The organism is Acinetobacter sp. CAU_H_56 (assembly GCF_058599425.1).
This window is the reverse complement of the sequence record NZ_CM178654.1, coordinates 2,443,898-2,460,617: the sequence shown is the minus strand read 5'-3', so window position 1 is coordinate 2,460,617 and position 16,720 is coordinate 2,443,898. Positions and strand designations below refer to the sequence as shown.

The 16,720-nt window shown below is 44.3% G+C and carries 16 protein-coding genes; 13 read left to right on the top strand and 3 right to left on the bottom strand.

The window, feature by feature from the left end:
• The first annotated feature begins 41 nt into the window (after positions 1-41).
• From AC4MCC_RS11635 to AC4MCC_RS11600, 8 genes are all read left to right on the top strand, one after another.
• A complete protein-coding gene (locus AC4MCC_RS11635; RefSeq protein ID WP_491885329.1) occupies positions 42-1,442 on the top strand; it encodes a C13 family peptidase in 1,401 nt (466 codons plus the stop codon).
• A gap of 39 nt (positions 1,443-1,481) precedes the next feature.
• A complete protein-coding gene (gene fghA / locus AC4MCC_RS11630) occupies positions 1,482-2,318 on the top strand; it encodes an S-formylglutathione hydrolase (RefSeq protein WP_005234179.1) in 837 nt (278 codons plus the stop codon).
• Between the two features lie 160 nt (positions 2,319-2,478).
• Positions 2,479-3,525 carry a YjgN family protein gene (locus AC4MCC_RS11625; RefSeq protein WP_491885328.1) on the top strand — a complete coding sequence of 349 codons (1,047 nt, stop codon included), beginning with the start codon at positions 2,479-2,481 and terminating at the stop codon, positions 3,523-3,525.
• Between the two features lie 12 nt (positions 3,526-3,537).
• Entirely contained in the window at positions 3,538-4,677 is a 1,140-nt protein-coding gene (locus tag AC4MCC_RS11620) for a M48 family metallopeptidase (protein WP_491885327.1), read from the top strand.
• A 257-nt stretch (positions 4,678-4,934) separates the two neighbouring features.
• Positions 4,935-5,621, top strand: a complete 687-nt coding sequence (gene rpe / locus AC4MCC_RS11615; protein WP_034170624.1) for a ribulose-phosphate 3-epimerase — start codon at positions 4,935-4,937, stop codon at positions 5,619-5,621.
• A gap of 627 nt (positions 5,622-6,248) precedes the next feature.
• Positions 6,249-6,566 (top strand): quaternary ammonium compound efflux SMR transporter SugE, encoded by a 318-nt coding sequence (gene sugE, locus AC4MCC_RS11610; RefSeq protein WP_034170625.1) that lies wholly within the window; start codon positions 6,249-6,251, stop codon positions 6,564-6,566.
• Between the two features lie 69 nt (positions 6,567-6,635).
• Entirely contained in the window at positions 6,636-7,118 is a 483-nt protein-coding gene (locus tag AC4MCC_RS11605; protein ID WP_180017096.1) for a methylated-DNA--[protein]-cysteine S-methyltransferase, read from the top strand.
• 33 nt (positions 7,119-7,151) lie between these two features.
• The gene (locus AC4MCC_RS11600; protein ID WP_491885326.1) at positions 7,152-7,826 is read left to right on the top strand and encodes a nuclease-related domain-containing protein; all 675 of its coding nucleotides are present in this window, start codon (positions 7,152-7,154) and stop codon (positions 7,824-7,826) included.
• A 21-nt stretch (positions 7,827-7,847) separates the two neighbouring features.
• On the opposite strand, the gene AC4MCC_RS11595 is transcribed toward AC4MCC_RS11600, so the two are convergent.
• From AC4MCC_RS11595 to paaZ, 3 genes are all read right to left on the bottom strand, one after another.
• Entirely contained in the window at positions 7,848-8,783 is a 936-nt protein-coding gene (locus AC4MCC_RS11595) for a tRNA dihydrouridine synthase (protein WP_491876144.1), read from the bottom strand.
• A gap of 198 nt (positions 8,784-8,981) precedes the next feature.
• Entirely contained in the window at positions 8,982-10,421 is a 1,440-nt protein-coding gene (locus AC4MCC_RS11590) for a spinster family MFS transporter (protein ID WP_491885325.1), read from the bottom strand.
• 206 nt (positions 10,422-10,627) lie between these two features.
• Entirely contained in the window at positions 10,628-12,739 is a 2,112-nt protein-coding gene (gene paaZ, locus AC4MCC_RS11585) for a phenylacetic acid degradation bifunctional protein PaaZ (protein WP_491885324.1), read from the bottom strand.
• Between the two features lie 262 nt (positions 12,740-13,001).
• On the opposite strand from paaZ, the gene paaA reads away from it, so the two are divergent.
• The 5 genes from paaA to paaE all read left to right on the top strand — a co-directional run bounded on the left by paaA (position 13,002) and on the right by paaE (position 16,687).
• Positions 13,002-13,946, top strand: a complete 945-nt coding sequence (paaA, locus tag AC4MCC_RS11580) for a 1,2-phenylacetyl-CoA epoxidase subunit PaaA (RefSeq protein ID WP_419374974.1) — start codon at positions 13,002-13,004, stop codon at positions 13,944-13,946.
• Positions 13,947-13,974: 28 nt separating this feature from the next.
• Positions 13,975-14,262 (top strand): 1,2-phenylacetyl-CoA epoxidase subunit PaaB, encoded by a 288-nt coding sequence (gene paaB / locus AC4MCC_RS11575; RefSeq protein WP_004783374.1) that lies wholly within the window; start codon positions 13,975-13,977, stop codon positions 14,260-14,262.
• Between the two features lie 16 nt (positions 14,263-14,278).
• Positions 14,279-15,034: a 1,2-phenylacetyl-CoA epoxidase subunit PaaC gene (paaC, locus tag AC4MCC_RS11570; protein ID WP_419374975.1), complete on the top strand. Its 756-nt coding sequence runs from the start codon at positions 14,279-14,281 to the stop codon at positions 15,032-15,034.
• 28 nt (positions 15,035-15,062) lie between these two features.
• On the top strand, positions 15,063-15,563 hold the full coding sequence (paaD, locus tag AC4MCC_RS11565; protein ID WP_419365658.1) for a 1,2-phenylacetyl-CoA epoxidase subunit PaaD: 501 nt from the start codon (positions 15,063-15,065) through the stop codon (positions 15,561-15,563).
• A 65-nt stretch (positions 15,564-15,628) separates the two neighbouring features.
• A complete protein-coding gene (paaE, locus tag AC4MCC_RS11560; protein ID WP_419365657.1) occupies positions 15,629-16,687 on the top strand; it encodes a 1,2-phenylacetyl-CoA epoxidase subunit PaaE in 1,059 nt (352 codons plus the stop codon).
• Positions 16,688-16,720 lie beyond the last annotated feature (33 nt).

The window sequence follows — 16,720 nt, the reverse complement described above, 5'->3', positions numbered from 1 at the left end:
TATTGGGCACATTAGCGAGCCACTCATCTCCCTGAAATCATATGATCGACTTTAAACCCTCCATCAATTTTTGGCACGATTTTAAAAGCAACCAAATTGCCGGGATGTGGTTATTTCTGGGATCTCGGCGTTCGCTGCAACTGGTGCGTCCCTCTATTCTGCAACTGGTATTCTGGGGCATTTTGGGCGGCTGTGCTAACAGTCTCTTTAGCTGGCTCAGTTCTGGCCGTATGGGAGATTTCAACTCTCAAGGTCTGATCAGTTATGCGCTTTGGCCCTTTATTGCCTTGATTGTCGGGATCTTTTTGTCCCAACGGGTGAATAATCCTCGTCTGATGCTGGTACCTGCATTACTCTGGCTAGTGCTGGATACACATATCATGCTGTTTCAGAGCCTGATCCAGTATCTGGGTGATCTGGATTATCTACCTTATATTTTCTATGCTTATATTCCAACCCTGTTTGTCATGCTGTTTGTCTGGCAAAGTCTGGCTGTGGTCTGGGTGATTTCACGTGAATTAAAATGGCCATGGTGGGAACGGGCACTGATTATGCTGGCCACCCTGTTTACTTTGGTGGTGTGGCAGATTTCGGTGAAAGATCAGCCCATCTGGAAAGTTGAAGAAATTCCACCAAGTTTTGCTGAAGATGCTTTCTATGCTCAGTCGATCTTACTGAACAAGGCGTTGGATGCAATTGAATATGGCGAATTTGCACAGTCGCATTGGTACTTTATGGGTGTGGCTGGTGCGAGTTATCAGGATGTGTTCTATTCAGAAATAGAGCGGATTAAAAAACAGTTTGATACCCGGTTTGGGACTTTCGGCCGTTCGATTATGCTAGTCAATCATCCGGCAACACGGACTGAAATTCCACTAGCTTCTAAAACCAGCATGGAATTGGCCTTGCGCCGTATTGGTCAGCAGATGAACCGGGAAAGTGATGTGCTGTTCCTGTACATGACCTCACATGGCTTGCCAAATGAATTTGAAATGGAAAATGCACCGCTAGACCTGGCATCAGTCGATCCAAAATGGTTACGTGATACTCTGGATGCCTCAGGTGTGCGTTGGCGAGTGATTGTTATTTCCGCCTGTTTTTCAGGAAGCTTTGCTTCGGCTCTGCAGAATGATAATACCTTGATCATTACTGCTTCTGCTGCTGACCGTCAGTCATTCGGTTGTTCGAACGAAGCTGACTATACTTATTTCGGCCGTGCTTTCTTTGATGAGGCCATGCGTGAAAATAACAGCCTGAAAGCCTCTTTTGAGCAGGCCAAGACTACAGTGGCTAAATGGGAAGCAGCTCAAGGATTTGAACCGTCAGAACCACAATGGGTAATTGGCAAAAACATGGAATTGATGTTGCCACAACTGGAACAGCGTCTTTTCCCTCCAGCGACGACCACTTCAGCATCTCCGTCTGTCGCTTTGACTCCATAAACCAATCTACAACTTTAGAAAATAGAAAAAGGAATGATGATGGAACTGGTACAGAATAATCGAAGCTTTGAGGGTGAACAGCGGATTTATAGCTTTGAGTCTAAAATATTAAAAAAGCCAACCAGATTTGGAATCTTCCTGCCGCCACAAGCTCTGGAAGGGCAGAATTGTCCAGCTTTGTTCTATTTAGCTGGCCTGACCTGTACGGAAGAGACTTTTGCGATCAAGGCACATGCCCAGCGTCTGGCGGCCCAGCTTGGCCTGATTCTGATTACACCTGACACTTCACCACGTGGAGATGATGTTGCCAAAGGTGATCACTGGGATATCGGGCAAGGTGCCGGATTCTATATCAATGCCACTCAAGCACCGTGGGCTGAACATTATCAGATGGAAAGCTTTATCGTCGATGAGTTGTATGAACTGGTGTGTGAAGAATTCGTAGTTCAGGCGGATAAGATTGGGATTTTCGGTCATTCCATGGGTGGACATGGCGCTTTAACTTTGGCTTTTAAATACCCGGAAAAATTCTGTTCAGTTTCGGCATTCGCACCGATTTGTGCACCAAGCCAATGTCCATGGGGTGAAAAGGCATTCTCGAATTATCTGGGTGAAAACCGCGAAGAATGGTTGAAGCATGATGCAACTGCGCTGGTTCAGGAAAAAGGTGCACTGTTTAGCGATATCCTGATTGATCAGGGCTTTTCTGACCAGTTCTATAGCCAGCTGAATCCGGCTTTATTTCAGCAAGCTTGTGATGCCGTGAACCAGAAATTAACCTTACGTGAACATCAGGGTTATGATCATGGTTACTATTTTATTCAAAGCTTTGTAGATGACCATCTACAATTCCATGCCGTGCAATTAAATCCATGAGCCAAGCAGCGAAAGCGAAGCAAACTTAAAAGTACAATGAAACTCCAAAAATAGGTCATATTTTTGGAGTTTTTTATATGAATATCAAATAAATATAATAAAAATGGCATACAAGTTGCTATTCAAAAATTAGGTAGAACCAGTTGCAGTTAAGAACACGATGCACAATAAGCCTGAACCAGAGATTGACCAGCCATCACCTTCATTAGAAAAACACAGCTTCCGATTTCATGGCAGTGCCACGGAATATTTTGGAATCTGGATGGTGAATCTGATGTTAACTATCATTACGCTTACTTTGTATAGCCCGTGGGCAAAGGCACGCCGTATCCGTTATTTCTACGGTAATACCCAATTGTTAAAACATCGCTTTGACTTCATCGCCATGCCAAGCCGAATTCTGCTAGGTCGTCTATTGGCATTAGAGCTGTATGTGGTGACAGTGATCTTGACCAATTACTCCATTCTTGCCACCAGTTCATTATTTCTGATTGCTGCGATCTGTCTACCCTGGTTAATTCGGATGACTCTGAAATTTAAGGCCCGGAATAGTAAATATGGTAATGTCCGGTTTCATTTTTGTGGAAGCAATCGGGAAGCCTATAGAGGCTTATGGCTCGCGATATTGATCAATATTTTTACCCTGTTTCTTTTCAGCCCAGTGGTGATCTGGCTATACAAACGTTACTGCTTTAATCATTTATCGATCGGACAACTTCAGTTCAGGCTGGGAATTCAGTGGCCTAAATTTATGTCGGCAGTCTATATCCCCTTATGTCTGTGTCTGCTGATTGGTATCGCATGGAGCGCAGCAATCGTTTACTGGGTCGATTTGATCGGTACAAACTTGTTTACCTTAGGTGTTGTATTGAGCTATTTGTTTTGTCTGGCCTTGGTCTGGCCGATAATCTCTGCACGTTTATATATGTACACTTGGAATTATGTAGAGCTTGGTCAAAGCTACTTTAAAACTCGGGTAACGACATGGCGTTATAGCTGGATTGTACTGAGTAACTGGATTGTGCGTGCACTCAGTTTGGGACTCATGACCCCTTGGGCGAGCATCCGTTTATATGAATATCAATTGGCTAACCTGGAACTCTATCTGGCAGAGGACGAAACTAATCTAAAAAATATCTTGCAGCGTGATCCAAGTGCTATAGCCGATGAGGTACTGGATATCTTTGATTTCGATGCATCGTTATAGGGGGCAAGTAGGATGAAGCGACCTGTTGAAGTCAGATTTTATGATGGGGTTTTGGCTGAAGCCCAGCGTGCATGGATTGTCCCTGATCAGCAACGCGGGATTGCCTTGAAACTCAGTGAAGAAACACCCAAGCAAGTGAGTGAAGCTGACTTTTATTTTAGTTATCCTGATATGGCGTATATTGGCGGGGTCGGGGGACGTAAACCGATTATCGAATTACCTGAAGATCGTCGGATTGAATTTTTAACCAAAGCGCCGCATTGGCTGAAGATTAAATCCAAAGAAATCTATCATGCCATATGGAAATTTGAACGTTCTCCACTCCTGATTTTCTTCTCGATGATTATCGTGATATGTGCGGTAATTTTTATCCTTAAATGGGGAATTCCTTATACCGCCCAGCAGCTCGCTCAATTACTTCCCGAACAGACCTTGATCGAGGTAGGAAATCAAACTGAGCAGAAATTAATTGAGCAAACTGAGCCATCCAAGCTCTCCGCAAAGTATCAAGCACGTCTAAAAAAATTGTACGAACAAAAAATTGCAGTAGGGAAACCCGCTAAGATTATTTTCCGTCAAGGCGGAGAAACTATGGGACTTAATGCAGCTGCAATTCCGAACAATACTATTATTGTCACCGATGAATTGGTCAAGCTCAGCGGCGCAGATGAAGAAGTCCTTGCAGTACTGGCGCATGAACAAGGTCATCTGGTGCAAAAACATAGCATGCAAAAAGTGATTTCCAACCTGGGCGCAGCAGGACTATTTGCCTTGGTAACAGGAGATTTAAGTGATGTCGTGGCGGCATCTATAGCGGTACTCGCCGATGCGGGATATTCACAGGCGCTTGAACTTGCTGCGGATGATTATGCCATGCAACATTTACATCAACAGCAGATCTCCAGTATCCATTTGTCGAACTTTTTGCAGCGGGTTGAAAATGCTAGAATCCTGGCAGAGCAGAATAAAACGATAAAAATGAAAAACTTTACCCTGAATATTGATGGAAAAGAAAGACAAATCACAGAGTCTGAGCTGAAATGGTTGCGTTTGATGGGAAAACTCAAAAAATATCTCGAATCGCACCCTGAACTGGACAAAAGAATTGAACGGATTCATGCATTTGAAGAAAAAATGAGTCAACCTGTTTAGCCCTGATATTGAGTGCAACAACTCATATCTCTATATTCTGATGATCGAGGCGTGCTTAGCCTCGATTTTTTGTTGATGGAGATGCGAGTTTTCCTGAGTCCATCAATTATCTTCATTTTTATCCAGGCCAAGAAATATTGGGCACAGAAGCTGTCCAGCGTTACATAGCATTGTATTCACATAACATCCAAGTCACAGTAGCAGGACTGGATTTGATATAATGAGAAAAATCCAATTTCAGTTAGCCAGGTCCTTTCATGTCCAAGCCTTATTTAATTGCACCTTCTATTTTGTCTGCCGACTTTGCCCGTTTAGGTGAAGAAGTTGAAAATGTACTTCAGGCCGGTGCAGACGTTGTGCATTTCGATGTTATGGATAATCACTATGTACCCAATTTAACCTTTGGCGCAGGTGTATGTAAGGCATTGAAAAAATATGGTATTCAGGCACCTATTGATGTACATCTTATGGTGAAACCTGTAGATCGCATGATTGGTGACTTTCTGGAAGCAGGCGCAGATATTATTACGTTTCATCCGGAAGCATCTGATCATATTGACCGTTCTTTACAGTTGATCAAATCGGGTGGTGCTAAAGCCGGTCTGGTATTTAATCCAGCGACACCATTGCATTATCTGGACTATGTACTGGATAAGGTAGATCAGGTACTTCTAATGAGTGTGAACCCTGGCTTTGGCGGACAGAAATTCATTCCAATGACTTTGGATAAATTACGTCAAGCGCGCAAGATCATTGATGCTTCAGGTCGTGATATCCGTTTAGAAGTAGATGGCGGTGTAGGACCAGCAAATATTCGTGAAATTGCAGAAGCTGGTGCAGATATGTTTGTGGCTGGTTCAGCGATTTTTGGCAAGCCGGATTATAAAGCTGTGATTGATGAAATGCGTAGTGAGCTGGCTAAAGTCGGTCAAATCCAGCTTTAATCTCTAAAATGTTTAAGGTGCATAAATCTGTGGATAACTTTATGGATAAGTGTGTAGATATCTATGTTGATAACCATATGGATATGTTGCATATTTTGTAATCGTTTGTAGCTTGATTGATTGCATCTTAGACAAAATTTGTATAAAAAGAACTCAATTGGAGTTCTTTTTATATATGTCAGCCCTTGATTTTAGTGATCGTTTATTCATCAAAGGTTAATAATCAAGCCAAACAAAAAGTGATCAATGGGTCTTAGTTCTGTGTTTCATTGTGTAAGATCTCCACGCTATTTTTAAATTTAATTCATGTGCATAACTTAATAATATGGACTTATTCCTTGTTTGTTTTTCTTACTCAAGTCTCTGTAATGCCATAACACGATGTCCCATGTTGGCGTTCCTTAAGATAGGCTGAAATCTTCAAGTTGTCCTGAGCATTTGAGTAAGACATGGTTAAGTTAATTCTCATTCAGTCAAATTTTGTAAACGGCAGTTTGGTTTTGTCGTCTGTTTTATAAGATATTTATTTTTTTAGGAGGAACGACCTCCCTTGTTGATTAAATTTATAATATTCAACAAGAAAAATCGTCAGGACGGCCTGACTCTGTTAATCAGGAGGAAGGCAATATGGCCTGGATTATACTTGTATTTGCTGGGCTATTTGAGATTGTCTGGGCCTATTCCATGAAGCTCTCAGAGGGTTTTACCAAACTCACGCCGAGTATTTTTACGATTGTTTTTATGGTGCTCAGTTTTGTATTGTTGGCCTATGCCATGCGTACTTTGCCTTTAGGGACTGCCTATACCATTTGGACGGGCATTGGCGCAGTTGGCTCATTTCTGGTCGGTGTTATAGTTTTAGGTGAACCTGCTTCTGCTATGCGTATGCTGGCTGCGGTGCTGATTATTTCCGGACTTGTTTTGATGAAATTATCCTCCTCCTAAGAGCTGTTGAGCAGTTCTGATTTCGAGTAAAATAAAAACTGGCAAGCTTGATTCTGTAGGAGTAGGGCCATGCAACTCAGTTATATTTATATGGACTCGCCTGTAGGACAGTTGCAGTTGGTCGCCAATGAAACAGCACTGGTGGCTGTACTCTGGGATTGTGAAAAACCGAATCGGGTCAGGTTGGCAACTCTGGTAGAAGATCCACAGCATCCTGTATTGATAGAAGCTCGGCGTCAGCTTCAGGAATATTTTGCCGGTCAACGCAGTGTTTTTGAGTTGCCTTTAGACTTTGCTGGTACTGATTTTCAGAAAAAAGTCTGGCAGGCTTTGCTGAATATTCCTTATGGACAGACCCGAAGTTACCGGGAAATCGCTGAACAGGTCGGTAATGTTAAAGCAGTGCGCGCCGTGGGCGCTGCCAATGGTAAAAATCCGATCTCGATTATTGCACCTTGTCATCGGGTGATTGGCAGTAGCGGTAAGCTGGTAGGCTTTGCAGGCGGTTTGGATAAAAAAGAAATTCTGTTAAATATTGAGCGAACCCATTAAGATCAAAATCATAAAATTAATGAAAATTAAAATATGGATCAGTTCGCAACACAAATCTTAGGCCAACTCTGGTCGAGTTTATGGTGGGTTCTTCTACTTTTTATTGGTTTGATCGTTTTTAAGTTATTTAAACCATTTTTAAAAGGAAAGCTGGGAGAATTCGCTGTTACCACGCATGTCAAACTTTATCTGAAAGACCCTGAGTATCGGTTATTAAACGATTTGACTCTTCCAGATGGAGAAGGGAGCACAACACAAATTGATCATCTCTTATTAAGTCCTTATGGCCTGTTTGTGATTGAAACCAAAAACTATAAAGGCTGGATCTTTGGTGGAGAGCGACAAAAAACCTGGACGCAAAAACTTTATAAAAATAGCTATAAATTTCAAAATCCGATTCATCAGAATTATAAGCACATCAAAGTTCTGGAGCAGTTGCTGGTTGATATTATTGAGCCAGCCCAGCTGCATTCTGTGATTGTATTTATGCCAGATGCGGTATTCAAAACTCCAATGCCGAATTATGTATTTCGAGGCGCAGGTTGGACAGATTATATAAAAAGCTTTAATCAGCGAGTTATTTCTGACACCAAGATTAAACGTATCCAGATTCGCTTGGAGAAGGAAGTACTAGAAAGATCATGGAAAACCAATCGTGAACATGTCGCAAATTTAAACAGGCGGCAATCCGAACAGAAAAGCCTTTGAATCATTCAAAGGCTTTTTTTCTTAATTTTTCGAGGCTTTTAGCTTTTCAGTAATTTCAACCAGCTGTTTAATCCGTTTAACCTCATCCCAGAGTGCTTTAGCTTCAGGATAATGCTTGGACATCATCCCCAGCCATTGTTTGTAACGGCCGACCATATTCATTTCCCTTTTATAAGAACCATTCAGGAAACGGATTTGCAGTTCAAGCAGCTCATTCCAGGTGATAAGCGGCTCATCAGAATTCTGGCGAATACATTGGGTCAGATCAGGTGTAGTGACCGCACCACGGCCAATCATCAAGTCTTCACAGCCTGATTCTAGCTGACATTGCTTGGCATCGGTATTGGTCCAGATTTCACCATTGGCAATGACATTGATCTTTAAGGCTTCACGAATTGGTTGCAGCTGATCCCAGAAGGCTGGCGGAGTATAGCCATCGGCCTTGGTCCGTGCATGGACAGTAACCCAGGCCGCTCCAGCATCTTCAATGGCATGTGCATTTTCCATCATGAAGTTGCGATCCATATAACCCAGACGCATTTTCGCCGAAACCGGGATATGTGCAGGCACTGCATCACGAACAGCTTTGACCAATTCATAGACGACTTCAGGTTCATCTAACAGCACTGAACCACCACGATGACGGTTTACGGTTTTGGCTGGACAGCCGAAATTCATGTCAATTGCAGGCGCGCCCATAGCAGCGACTTTCACTGCATTGGCTGCCAGCATTTCCGGGTTATTTCCCAGGAACTGTACATGCACCGGCGTACCGGCAGCAGTTTTGCCGTCATTTAACAGTTCAGGGCAGTAGGTATGGTAGATATGATCCGGCAACACCGAATCCGTGACACGAATAAACTCGGTTACACACCAGTCGAAGCTCCCGACGGATGTCAGTACATCACGCATAATCGGGTCAGTTAAGCCTTCCATGGGTGCAAGAACAAGTTTCAACGGTCAACACCTGTTAATTCGAAAAACGGTGTTATACGGCTTTTTGGCGGGAAAGTCCAGGCAGTTTAATTTTCATATGAATTGCATAAAAAGATTGATGGTGAATGAGTACTTATTGGTCTTTTGTGATCTAAATAAAAAAACCTTAAATCGGCTGATTTAAGGTTTGGATTTCAATCTTAAAAATCTAATATTGTCTTAATCGATCAGTTTTTCGACTTTCATACTTTCACGATAATACTGACAGCCTTTATACAGCAGGAACACACCAATCAGGCCGGCTATCGCATTGACGATAGAAATTGAATTACCCACCATTAAGGTATTTTCATAATATCTGTCTGTAATCAGTGCTACAGCAGTTGTGCCTACACCGAGTGCAATCAGGTTAGAAATCAACAGGAATTTGGCTGATACCTGAGAGCGCAACTGGTTTGGTGTCAGCATTTGGGTAGCAGCGGCTGATGCTGGAATCGGGAAGGTCGAAAAGAACATCGCCACAAAGATCAGTGCGAATGAAAGCTGCATATTGTCGACCTGAGTAAATAGCACACTTGGAATGATCAGGGCAGCACAGCCAATTGCACCGGCACGGATCGCTGCATCGCTATAGCCACGTTTAGAAAAGAAGTCGATCAGCCAGCCACAGAATAAGGCACCTGAAGTATTTGCAACAAGAATAATACTTCCAAGGATATATCCAGTCTGGCTTGCATCTAGACCAAAGTGACGCATGTAGTAGGCCGGTGCCCAGCCGAGCAGGGAATACAGCATCATGGTGTAGAAAGAGAAGCCAATAAAATGACAGAAGAAAGTTTTTTTATGGGTTTTGATAAAACCAATCGAATTCTTAAAAGATGCTTTCACTGCGACACCATTCGCATCCATTTTGAGACCTTTACGTTCTGGTTCACGTACGGTCAGAATCATCAGCAATGCCAGCAATACACCCGGTAAACCTACAATCATAAAGGTCAGCTGCCAGGTCTTGATCTCACCAATTACCGGTAAAGTAATGAAGCTGACATCCTTGAGCAGACCAATGACATAACCACCGATCAGGAAAGCCAGTCCCGAACCGATAAAGGCACCAATGGCATAAACACCCAGCGCACGGCCCAGTTTATGTTTCGGGAATAGATCCGCCACAATGGAATAAAAGGCAGGGGAAAGTGCTGCTTCACCTGCACCGACACTGAGGCGAGCCAGGAACATCTGGATAAAGTTTTTGCTGAGACCACAGGCTGCAGTTGCCAGACTCCAGAAGGCAATCCCGACTGAAATAATTTTCACACGGGATTTCTTGTCGGCCAGTGCGGCAATTGGTACGCCCATAAAGGCATAAAACAGGGAAAAGGCCAGACCCTGTAACAGGCTGAACTGAGTATCACTCAGCATCAGGTCGGCCTTAATCGGCTCAATCATCAGGGATAAAATCTGGCGGTCTACGAAAGACAGAATATAGGCCACCATACAGATGATCACCACATACCATTGATAGCTGCTACGTTCTGGAGCCGCTGGTGGAATTTCTGTAGCCCCCTGTTCAGGGATAGGCGTAGTAATTTTTAGATGAGAATCGAGTGGTTGGACGTCATTGTCAACCTTGTCTATGACCAATGTTTTTTCATTCATCATGCAACATCCTGTGCAAGTTATAGTGATTGGCTTATTTGATACAATTTTAATTATTTTTATTTTTTAAATGTATTAATTAATCTAATCTAGGAGTAATTTGCACAGCCGTCAATATGTCTGGATTAAAAAGATACAATTATTTTTAAAAGAATAAAAAAGGGAATCAAATATATTCCCTTCTTACTTTAAGTGTCTGAAAATATTTGTTAAGCAGCTTTTTCTACTAGCGTCAGGATGTCATAGGTCGCGACCAGTTCATTGCGCTGGTTTTTCACCTTGATGTCCCAAACCACGACACCATGCGGTTTTTGCTCATCACGCAGTGGTTTTGGTGTTTTCTGCTTGCAGGTCAGTTCTACCTGAATAGTATCACCAATTTTCACCGGTTCTACGAAGCGCAGGTTATCCATACCGTAGTTGGCAATAACCGGACCTGGAGCAGCATCAACAAACAGGCCAGCAGCGGCAGAAACAATGAAGTAGCCATGTGCGACGCGTTCACCGAACAGGGATTCTGCAGCCGCAATCTTGTCCATATGGGCATAGAAGTAATCACCACTTAAACCACCAAAGTTGACAATATCAGCTTCAGTAATGGTACGGCGTGCAGTCAGCAGGCGCTCACCGATACGCAATTCATCAAAAGATTTCTTGAATGGGTGTACGCGGTCTTCAAATACCTCAGCACCTGCGGTCCAGCTATGACCGACCTGAGTCAGCGCATTTGGTGAGCCTTGAATAGCAGTGCGCTGCATATAGTGTTTCACTGCACGCAGGCCACCGAGTTCCTCACCACCGCCAGCACGCCCCGGACCACCATGCACTAACAATGGCAGTGGTGAACCATGACCGGTACTTTCCTTGGCGCTTTCACGGTCCAGAATATGCACACGACCATGCCAAGGCGCGATCTTGCTGAGTAGCTGTTCAATATTTTCATCATGGTTACGCACAATTGAAGCAACCAGACTTCCTTCACCACGAGCTACTAATGTTGCCAGTTGTGGCAGGTCACTATACGGCATCAGTGTAACCACTGGGCCAAAGGCTTCGATATTGTGAATCTGCTGGGCCTGAACTGGATCTTTACATAACAGCACTGTTGGCGGATAGAAAGCAGATTTTTCTGGGTGTGCGACCTGGATGCTAAAATCCTGGCGTAGGTGGCTACCCATGATGATTTCAGCTTCCTGTGCCAGTTGTTCTACCTTAGCAGCAACATCATGCTTCTGTTTAACGCTGGCCAGAGCTCCCATGGTCACACCATCCTGTGCGGGATCACCGATGACCACTTTCTGCAGTTTTTCAGTCAGGCGTTGCTGTACGGTATCGAGTAATTCTGCTGGCACAAAGGCACGACGAATTGCAGTACATTTTTGTCCGGCCTTGGTCGTCATTTCACGGAAGACTTCACGCACAAACAGGTCAATGGTTTCATCATTGGCTTGCAGGGTCAGGATGGCGCTGTTCACCGAGTCGGCTTCCATGCTGAATGGAATAGAGTGGGCATTCAGGTGTGGGTGCGCACGCAGTTTCTGGCCGGTAGCAGCCGAACCTGTGAAGGTTACCGTATCCTGTGCATTCAGGTGATCAAACAGGTCATAAGTCTGTCCGCAGATCAGCTGCAAAGTACCTTCTGGCAGTAAATTACTGGCTAAAATATCTTTAACGACTGCATGTGTCAGTTCTGCGCCTTCTGTTGCCGGCTTCACAATACACGGCACACCGGCTAGTAAAGTCGGTGCAATTTTTTCCAGCATGCCCCAGATTGGGAAGTTAAATGCATTGATATGCACTGCTACACCGGCTTTCGGGCTCAGAATATGTTTGGCACCAAAGCTGCCCTGTTTGGACAGTGGAATCCAGGCATCTTCTACCAGCGCCGTTTCATCGCTAAGTTCACGGCGAACCAGACTTGAATAGGCAAACAGGGTGCCGATCCCACCTTCAATATCAATCCAGGCATCTTTGCGGGTACAGCCAGTTGCGGCTGCTAGGCGGTAATAATCTTCCTTACGTTCCAGTAAATATTGCGCCACCTGTTTCAGAGCATTAGCACGCTGGTGGAAAGTCCAGTGGGCAATGACAGCACCTTTCTGTTTGGCATATTGCACTACGTTATGCATGTCGATGCCGTGGCTGCTGACCTGATAAATTGCTTCACCGCTAATGGCATGATAGACCGTACGCAAGTCATTTTGTGCGCTATGTTCACCACCTAAAACTAGTGAACTCAATACTTTAACTTTAGCTGAGTAATGCGCCTGTGTGTTGTCCTGAAGATCCGTGCTCTGGGTCGTGCTGTCCAGTTCCAACATTGTATAACTCCATTTATGATACGTTGTTGAGTTTATTTTTACTTTTGATGTTTCATAAATTGCAATCAAAAAGCTTAAATGTCAATCATAATCCGCTAACAAAAAAGTAACTTTCATCTAATTAAAAAATTAAAAATAATAAAAACAATAACTTAATAAAAAATACTTTTAAAAAATATATGATACTTAAAAAATAGTATTGATTTTATATTTGTATCGTTTTAATTTGAGTGTATCAGCACTTGGGATAAGTGAGACAAACATGAATAAGCAACAACAAACATTCGATCAGAAGATAGAGCAGGACATTTCTATTGAAGCGAAGGACTGGATGCCGGATGCCTATAGAAAGACCTTGATCCGCCAGATTGGCCAGCATGGACATTCAGAAGTGATTGGCATGCTGCCAGAAGGTAACTGGATTACCCGCGCACCGACCTTGAAACGCAAAGCGGTATTGCTGGCTAAAGTGCAAGATGAAGCAGGGCATGGTCTATACCTGTACAGTGCAGCAGAAACGCTTGGTGCAGACCGTGATGACATGATGGAAAAGCTGATTGCTGGCCGCATGAAATACTCATCCATTTTTAACTATCCAACCTTGACTTGGGCAGATGTGGCTGCGATTGGCTGGCTGGTAGATGGGGCGGCAATCGTCAACCAGGTGGCGTTGTGTCGTACATCCTATGGTCCTTATGCACGTGCCATGGTGCGTATCTGTAAAGAAGAAAGTTTCCATCAGCGTCAAGGTTTTGAAGCCATGATGCAACTGGCACAAGGTACACCAGAACAGAAACAGATGGCACAAGATGCAGTGAACCGTTTCTGGTGGCCGGCACTGATGATGTTTGGTCCAAGTGATGACAATTCTCCAAACAGTGCACAAAGCATGCAGTGGAAAATCAAATTATTCAGTAATGATGCATTGCGTCAGAAATTCGTCGACAACACCGTACCGCAAGTATTGCAGCTTGGCTTGACTGTGCCGGACCCAGATCTGAAGTTTAATGAAGAAACAGGCCACTATGAATTTGGCGAAGTGAACTGGGATGAGTTCTTTGACGTGCTGGCAGGTAAAGGCCCATGCAACCACGAGCGTATTGAAGCACGTCGTAAGGCTTGGGAAGACGGCAAATGGGTACGTGAATCAGCAGCAGTTTATGCCAGCAAGCAACAGCAGCAGTCAGACAATAGAAAAATCGCTTAAGGCAACGGAATAGCACAAGGATATGCAAATGAACAAGAATAACTGGTCTTTATACGAAGTATTTATTCGCAGCAAACAGGGTCTGAGCCACCGCCATGTCGGCAGCCTGCGCGCCCCTGATGATGAAATTGCCCTGCAAAATGCCCGTGATGTCTATACCCGCCGCAATGAAGGTGTAAGTATCTGGGTTGTGAAATCTGAACTGATTACCTCATCTCAACCAGATGAAAAATCAGAGTTTTTTGATCCCTCATTGAACAAGGTCTACCGTCATCCGACTTTCTATCACATTCCAGATGGCATCGAGCACATGTAAGGTAGAGGAAAGAATAATGACAAATCAGGTATTGGCACAATTTTTACTGCATGTTGGCGACAGCCAGCTCATCCTTTCACACCGTCTGGCAGAGTGGTGCGGTCATGCACCGGAGCTAGAGCTGGATATTGCATTGGCAAATATCGGTTTGGACCTGTTAGGTCAGGCACGTACCGCATTGAGCCTAGCCGGTGAAATTGAAGGGCAAGGTCGTGATGAAGATAAACTGGCCTATTTCCGTACCGAGCGTGAATACCGTAACTTACTGCTATGCGAACAGCCAAATAATGACTTCGGTCAAACTATCGTACGTCAGTGGTTGATGGATCATTACCATGCTTTGCTGTTTGCAGCACTGAGCAATAGCAGGAATGAAGAGATTTCCTCATTCGCCATCAAATCACTGAAAGAAGTGAAATACCATTTGCGTTTTTCAACCTCATGGATGGAACGCCTGAGCTTAGGTACAGCAGAAGCTCATGAAAAAATCCAGAATGGTCTGAATCAGCTATGGCGTTTTACCGAAGAGTTGTTCAGCCTGAGTGCAGATGAACGTCAGCTGGTTGATGCTCACCTGATTCCGGATCTGGAACTGCTGAAACCGAAATGGTTGGAAACCATATCTGCTGAGTTGCAACGTTTTGAACTGAGCTTGCCAGAAAGTGGTGCTTACCGTAGTGGCGCCAAGCAGGGACTACATACCGAACATCTGGGTTATGTACTGGCGGAACTGCAATATATGCAGCGCAGCTATCCAGGCATGAACTGGTAAATCCAGCACATCACAGGGAGTGAGTGGCATGAACTTGATTAGACATGTAGAAGATCAATGCTGGGAGGTCCTGGCCCAGGTTTCCGATCCGGAAATCCCGGTCTTGTCAGTCCTCGACCTGGGCATGATTCGCGGGGTCGAGATCAACCCGCAGGATGAAATCATCGTCCGATTGACCCCTACCTATAGTGGCTGTCCGGCAACTGATCTGCTCAAGGCCGAGATCACCCAGGCATTTGAAGCGCACGAGCTGACGCCAGTCAAAGTGGTGGTCGATCTGTCAGAAGCCTGGACCACTGACTGGATGAGTGAGCAAGGCAAACAGAAGCTGCAGCAATATGGTATTGCTCCACCTAAAGGTGAATCGAATAGCTGCGGCACTCATGTTGCACTCAGTGATGGTATCCAGTGTCCACATTGCCATAGCCATCACACCCGACTACTCAGTGAATTCAGTTCAACCGCTTGCAAGGCGCTGTACAAATGTCAGGAATGCCTGGAGCCGTTTGACTATTTTAAATGTATTTAAGGGCTTAAGCGCACAAGCCATAACAATAAAGCGTGAGATCGCCACAGCTTAAGAAGGATTTTGAAATGAGCCAGTTTATTCCGTTAACCATTAAATCTATTCAGCCTCAGACTGAACAGGCAATTTGCATTGCTTTTGAACTGAGTCCGGAACATGCCGAAAATTTTCAGTATCAGCCGGGCCAACACCTAACAATCCGTCATCTAACAGAACAGGAAGAATTGCGCCGTTGCTATTCGATCTGTAGCGATAGTGATGAAGACATGAGTATTGCGATCAAGAAAATTGATCAGGGTCAGTTCTCGACCTGGGCTAATCAAAACCTGAAAGTGGGTGATGTACTGGAAGTAATGCCACCACAAGGTGTGTTTTTCCAGAAAGCGGCCAAGACTGGTGGCAAACACTATCTCGGTTTTGCTGCAGGTAGTGGTATTACGCCAATTCTGTCTATTGTCAAATCAGTTTTGAACCGTCAGAAAGATGCTACTTTTACCCTGGTTTATGGTAACCGTTCCTGGAAACAGACCATGTTCTCTGAACAAATCATGGACCTGAAAGACCGTTTTAAGGAACGCCTACAACTGATCAACATTTTCTCGCGTGAACTGAATGACAGCGAGATTTTTAATGGTCGTATTGATGCAGAAAAATTGCAGCAGCTGTTCCAGGCGGGCCTGATTCCAGCAGAAACTGATCACTGCTTCGCCTGCGGTCCTGAAGAAATGATGAATGCGGTAGAAACCGTATTGCCAACCGTCGGGATTGAACGTAACAAGATTCACACCGAACGCTTCAATACCGGTACTGCACCAAAAGCCTCTGCGCAGCAGATCGAAAGCCGTACCGAGGAAAAGGTTAACATCGTTCTGGATGGTCGTGAGCTGATCATTGAGGTGTCCAAACAGGATGACAGCATTCTGGATGCGGCTTTACGCGCTGGTGCGGATCTGCCATATGCCTGCAAGGGCGGGGTATGTGCAACCTGTAAATGCAAGGTGTTACAGGGTGAAGTGGAAATGGCAATCAACTATAGCCTGGAAGAAGAAGAAATCCAGAAAGGTTATGTGCTGAGCTGTCAGGCGCGTCCAACCACTCAAAATGTTCGTCTCAGTTTCGATGAGTAAAGATTTTAAATTAAGCACCATGCAAATAAATGC

Coding starts and splice junctions, on each gene's coding strand:
- paaE (WP_419365657.1), top strand. CDS start 15,629: ATGAGCCAGTTTATTCCGTTAACCATTAAATCTATTCAGCCTCAGACT.
- AC4MCC_RS11590 (WP_491885325.1), bottom strand. CDS start 10,421: ATGATGAATGAAAAAACATTGGTCATAGACAAGGTTGACAATGACGTC.
- paaC (WP_419374975.1), top strand. CDS start 14,279: ATGACAAATCAGGTATTGGCACAATTTTTACTGCATGTTGGCGACAGC.
- paaA (WP_419374974.1), top strand. CDS start 13,002: ATGAATAAGCAACAACAAACATTCGATCAGAAGATAGAGCAGGACATT.
- rpe (WP_034170624.1), top strand. CDS start 4,935: ATGTCCAAGCCTTATTTAATTGCACCTTCTATTTTGTCTGCCGACTTT.
- sugE (WP_034170625.1), top strand. CDS start 6,249: ATGGCCTGGATTATACTTGTATTTGCTGGGCTATTTGAGATTGTCTGG.
- AC4MCC_RS11625 (WP_491885328.1), top strand. CDS start 2,479: ATGCACAATAAGCCTGAACCAGAGATTGACCAGCCATCACCTTCATTA.
- AC4MCC_RS11620 (WP_491885327.1), top strand. CDS start 3,538: ATGAAGCGACCTGTTGAAGTCAGATTTTATGATGGGGTTTTGGCTGAA.
- paaZ (WP_491885324.1), bottom strand. CDS start 12,739: ATGTTGGAACTGGACAGCACGACCCAGAGCACGGATCTTCAGGACAAC.
- paaD (WP_419365658.1), top strand. CDS start 15,063: ATGAACTTGATTAGACATGTAGAAGATCAATGCTGGGAGGTCCTGGCC.
- fghA (WP_005234179.1), top strand. CDS start 1,482: ATGGAACTGGTACAGAATAATCGAAGCTTTGAGGGTGAACAGCGGATT.
- AC4MCC_RS11605 (WP_180017096.1), top strand. CDS start 6,636: ATGCAACTCAGTTATATTTATATGGACTCGCCTGTAGGACAGTTGCAG.
- AC4MCC_RS11635 (WP_491885329.1), top strand. CDS start 42: ATGATCGACTTTAAACCCTCCATCAATTTTTGGCACGATTTTAAAAGC.
- AC4MCC_RS11600 (WP_491885326.1), top strand. CDS start 7,152: ATGGATCAGTTCGCAACACAAATCTTAGGCCAACTCTGGTCGAGTTTA.
- paaB (WP_004783374.1), top strand. CDS start 13,975: ATGAACAAGAATAACTGGTCTTTATACGAAGTATTTATTCGCAGCAAA.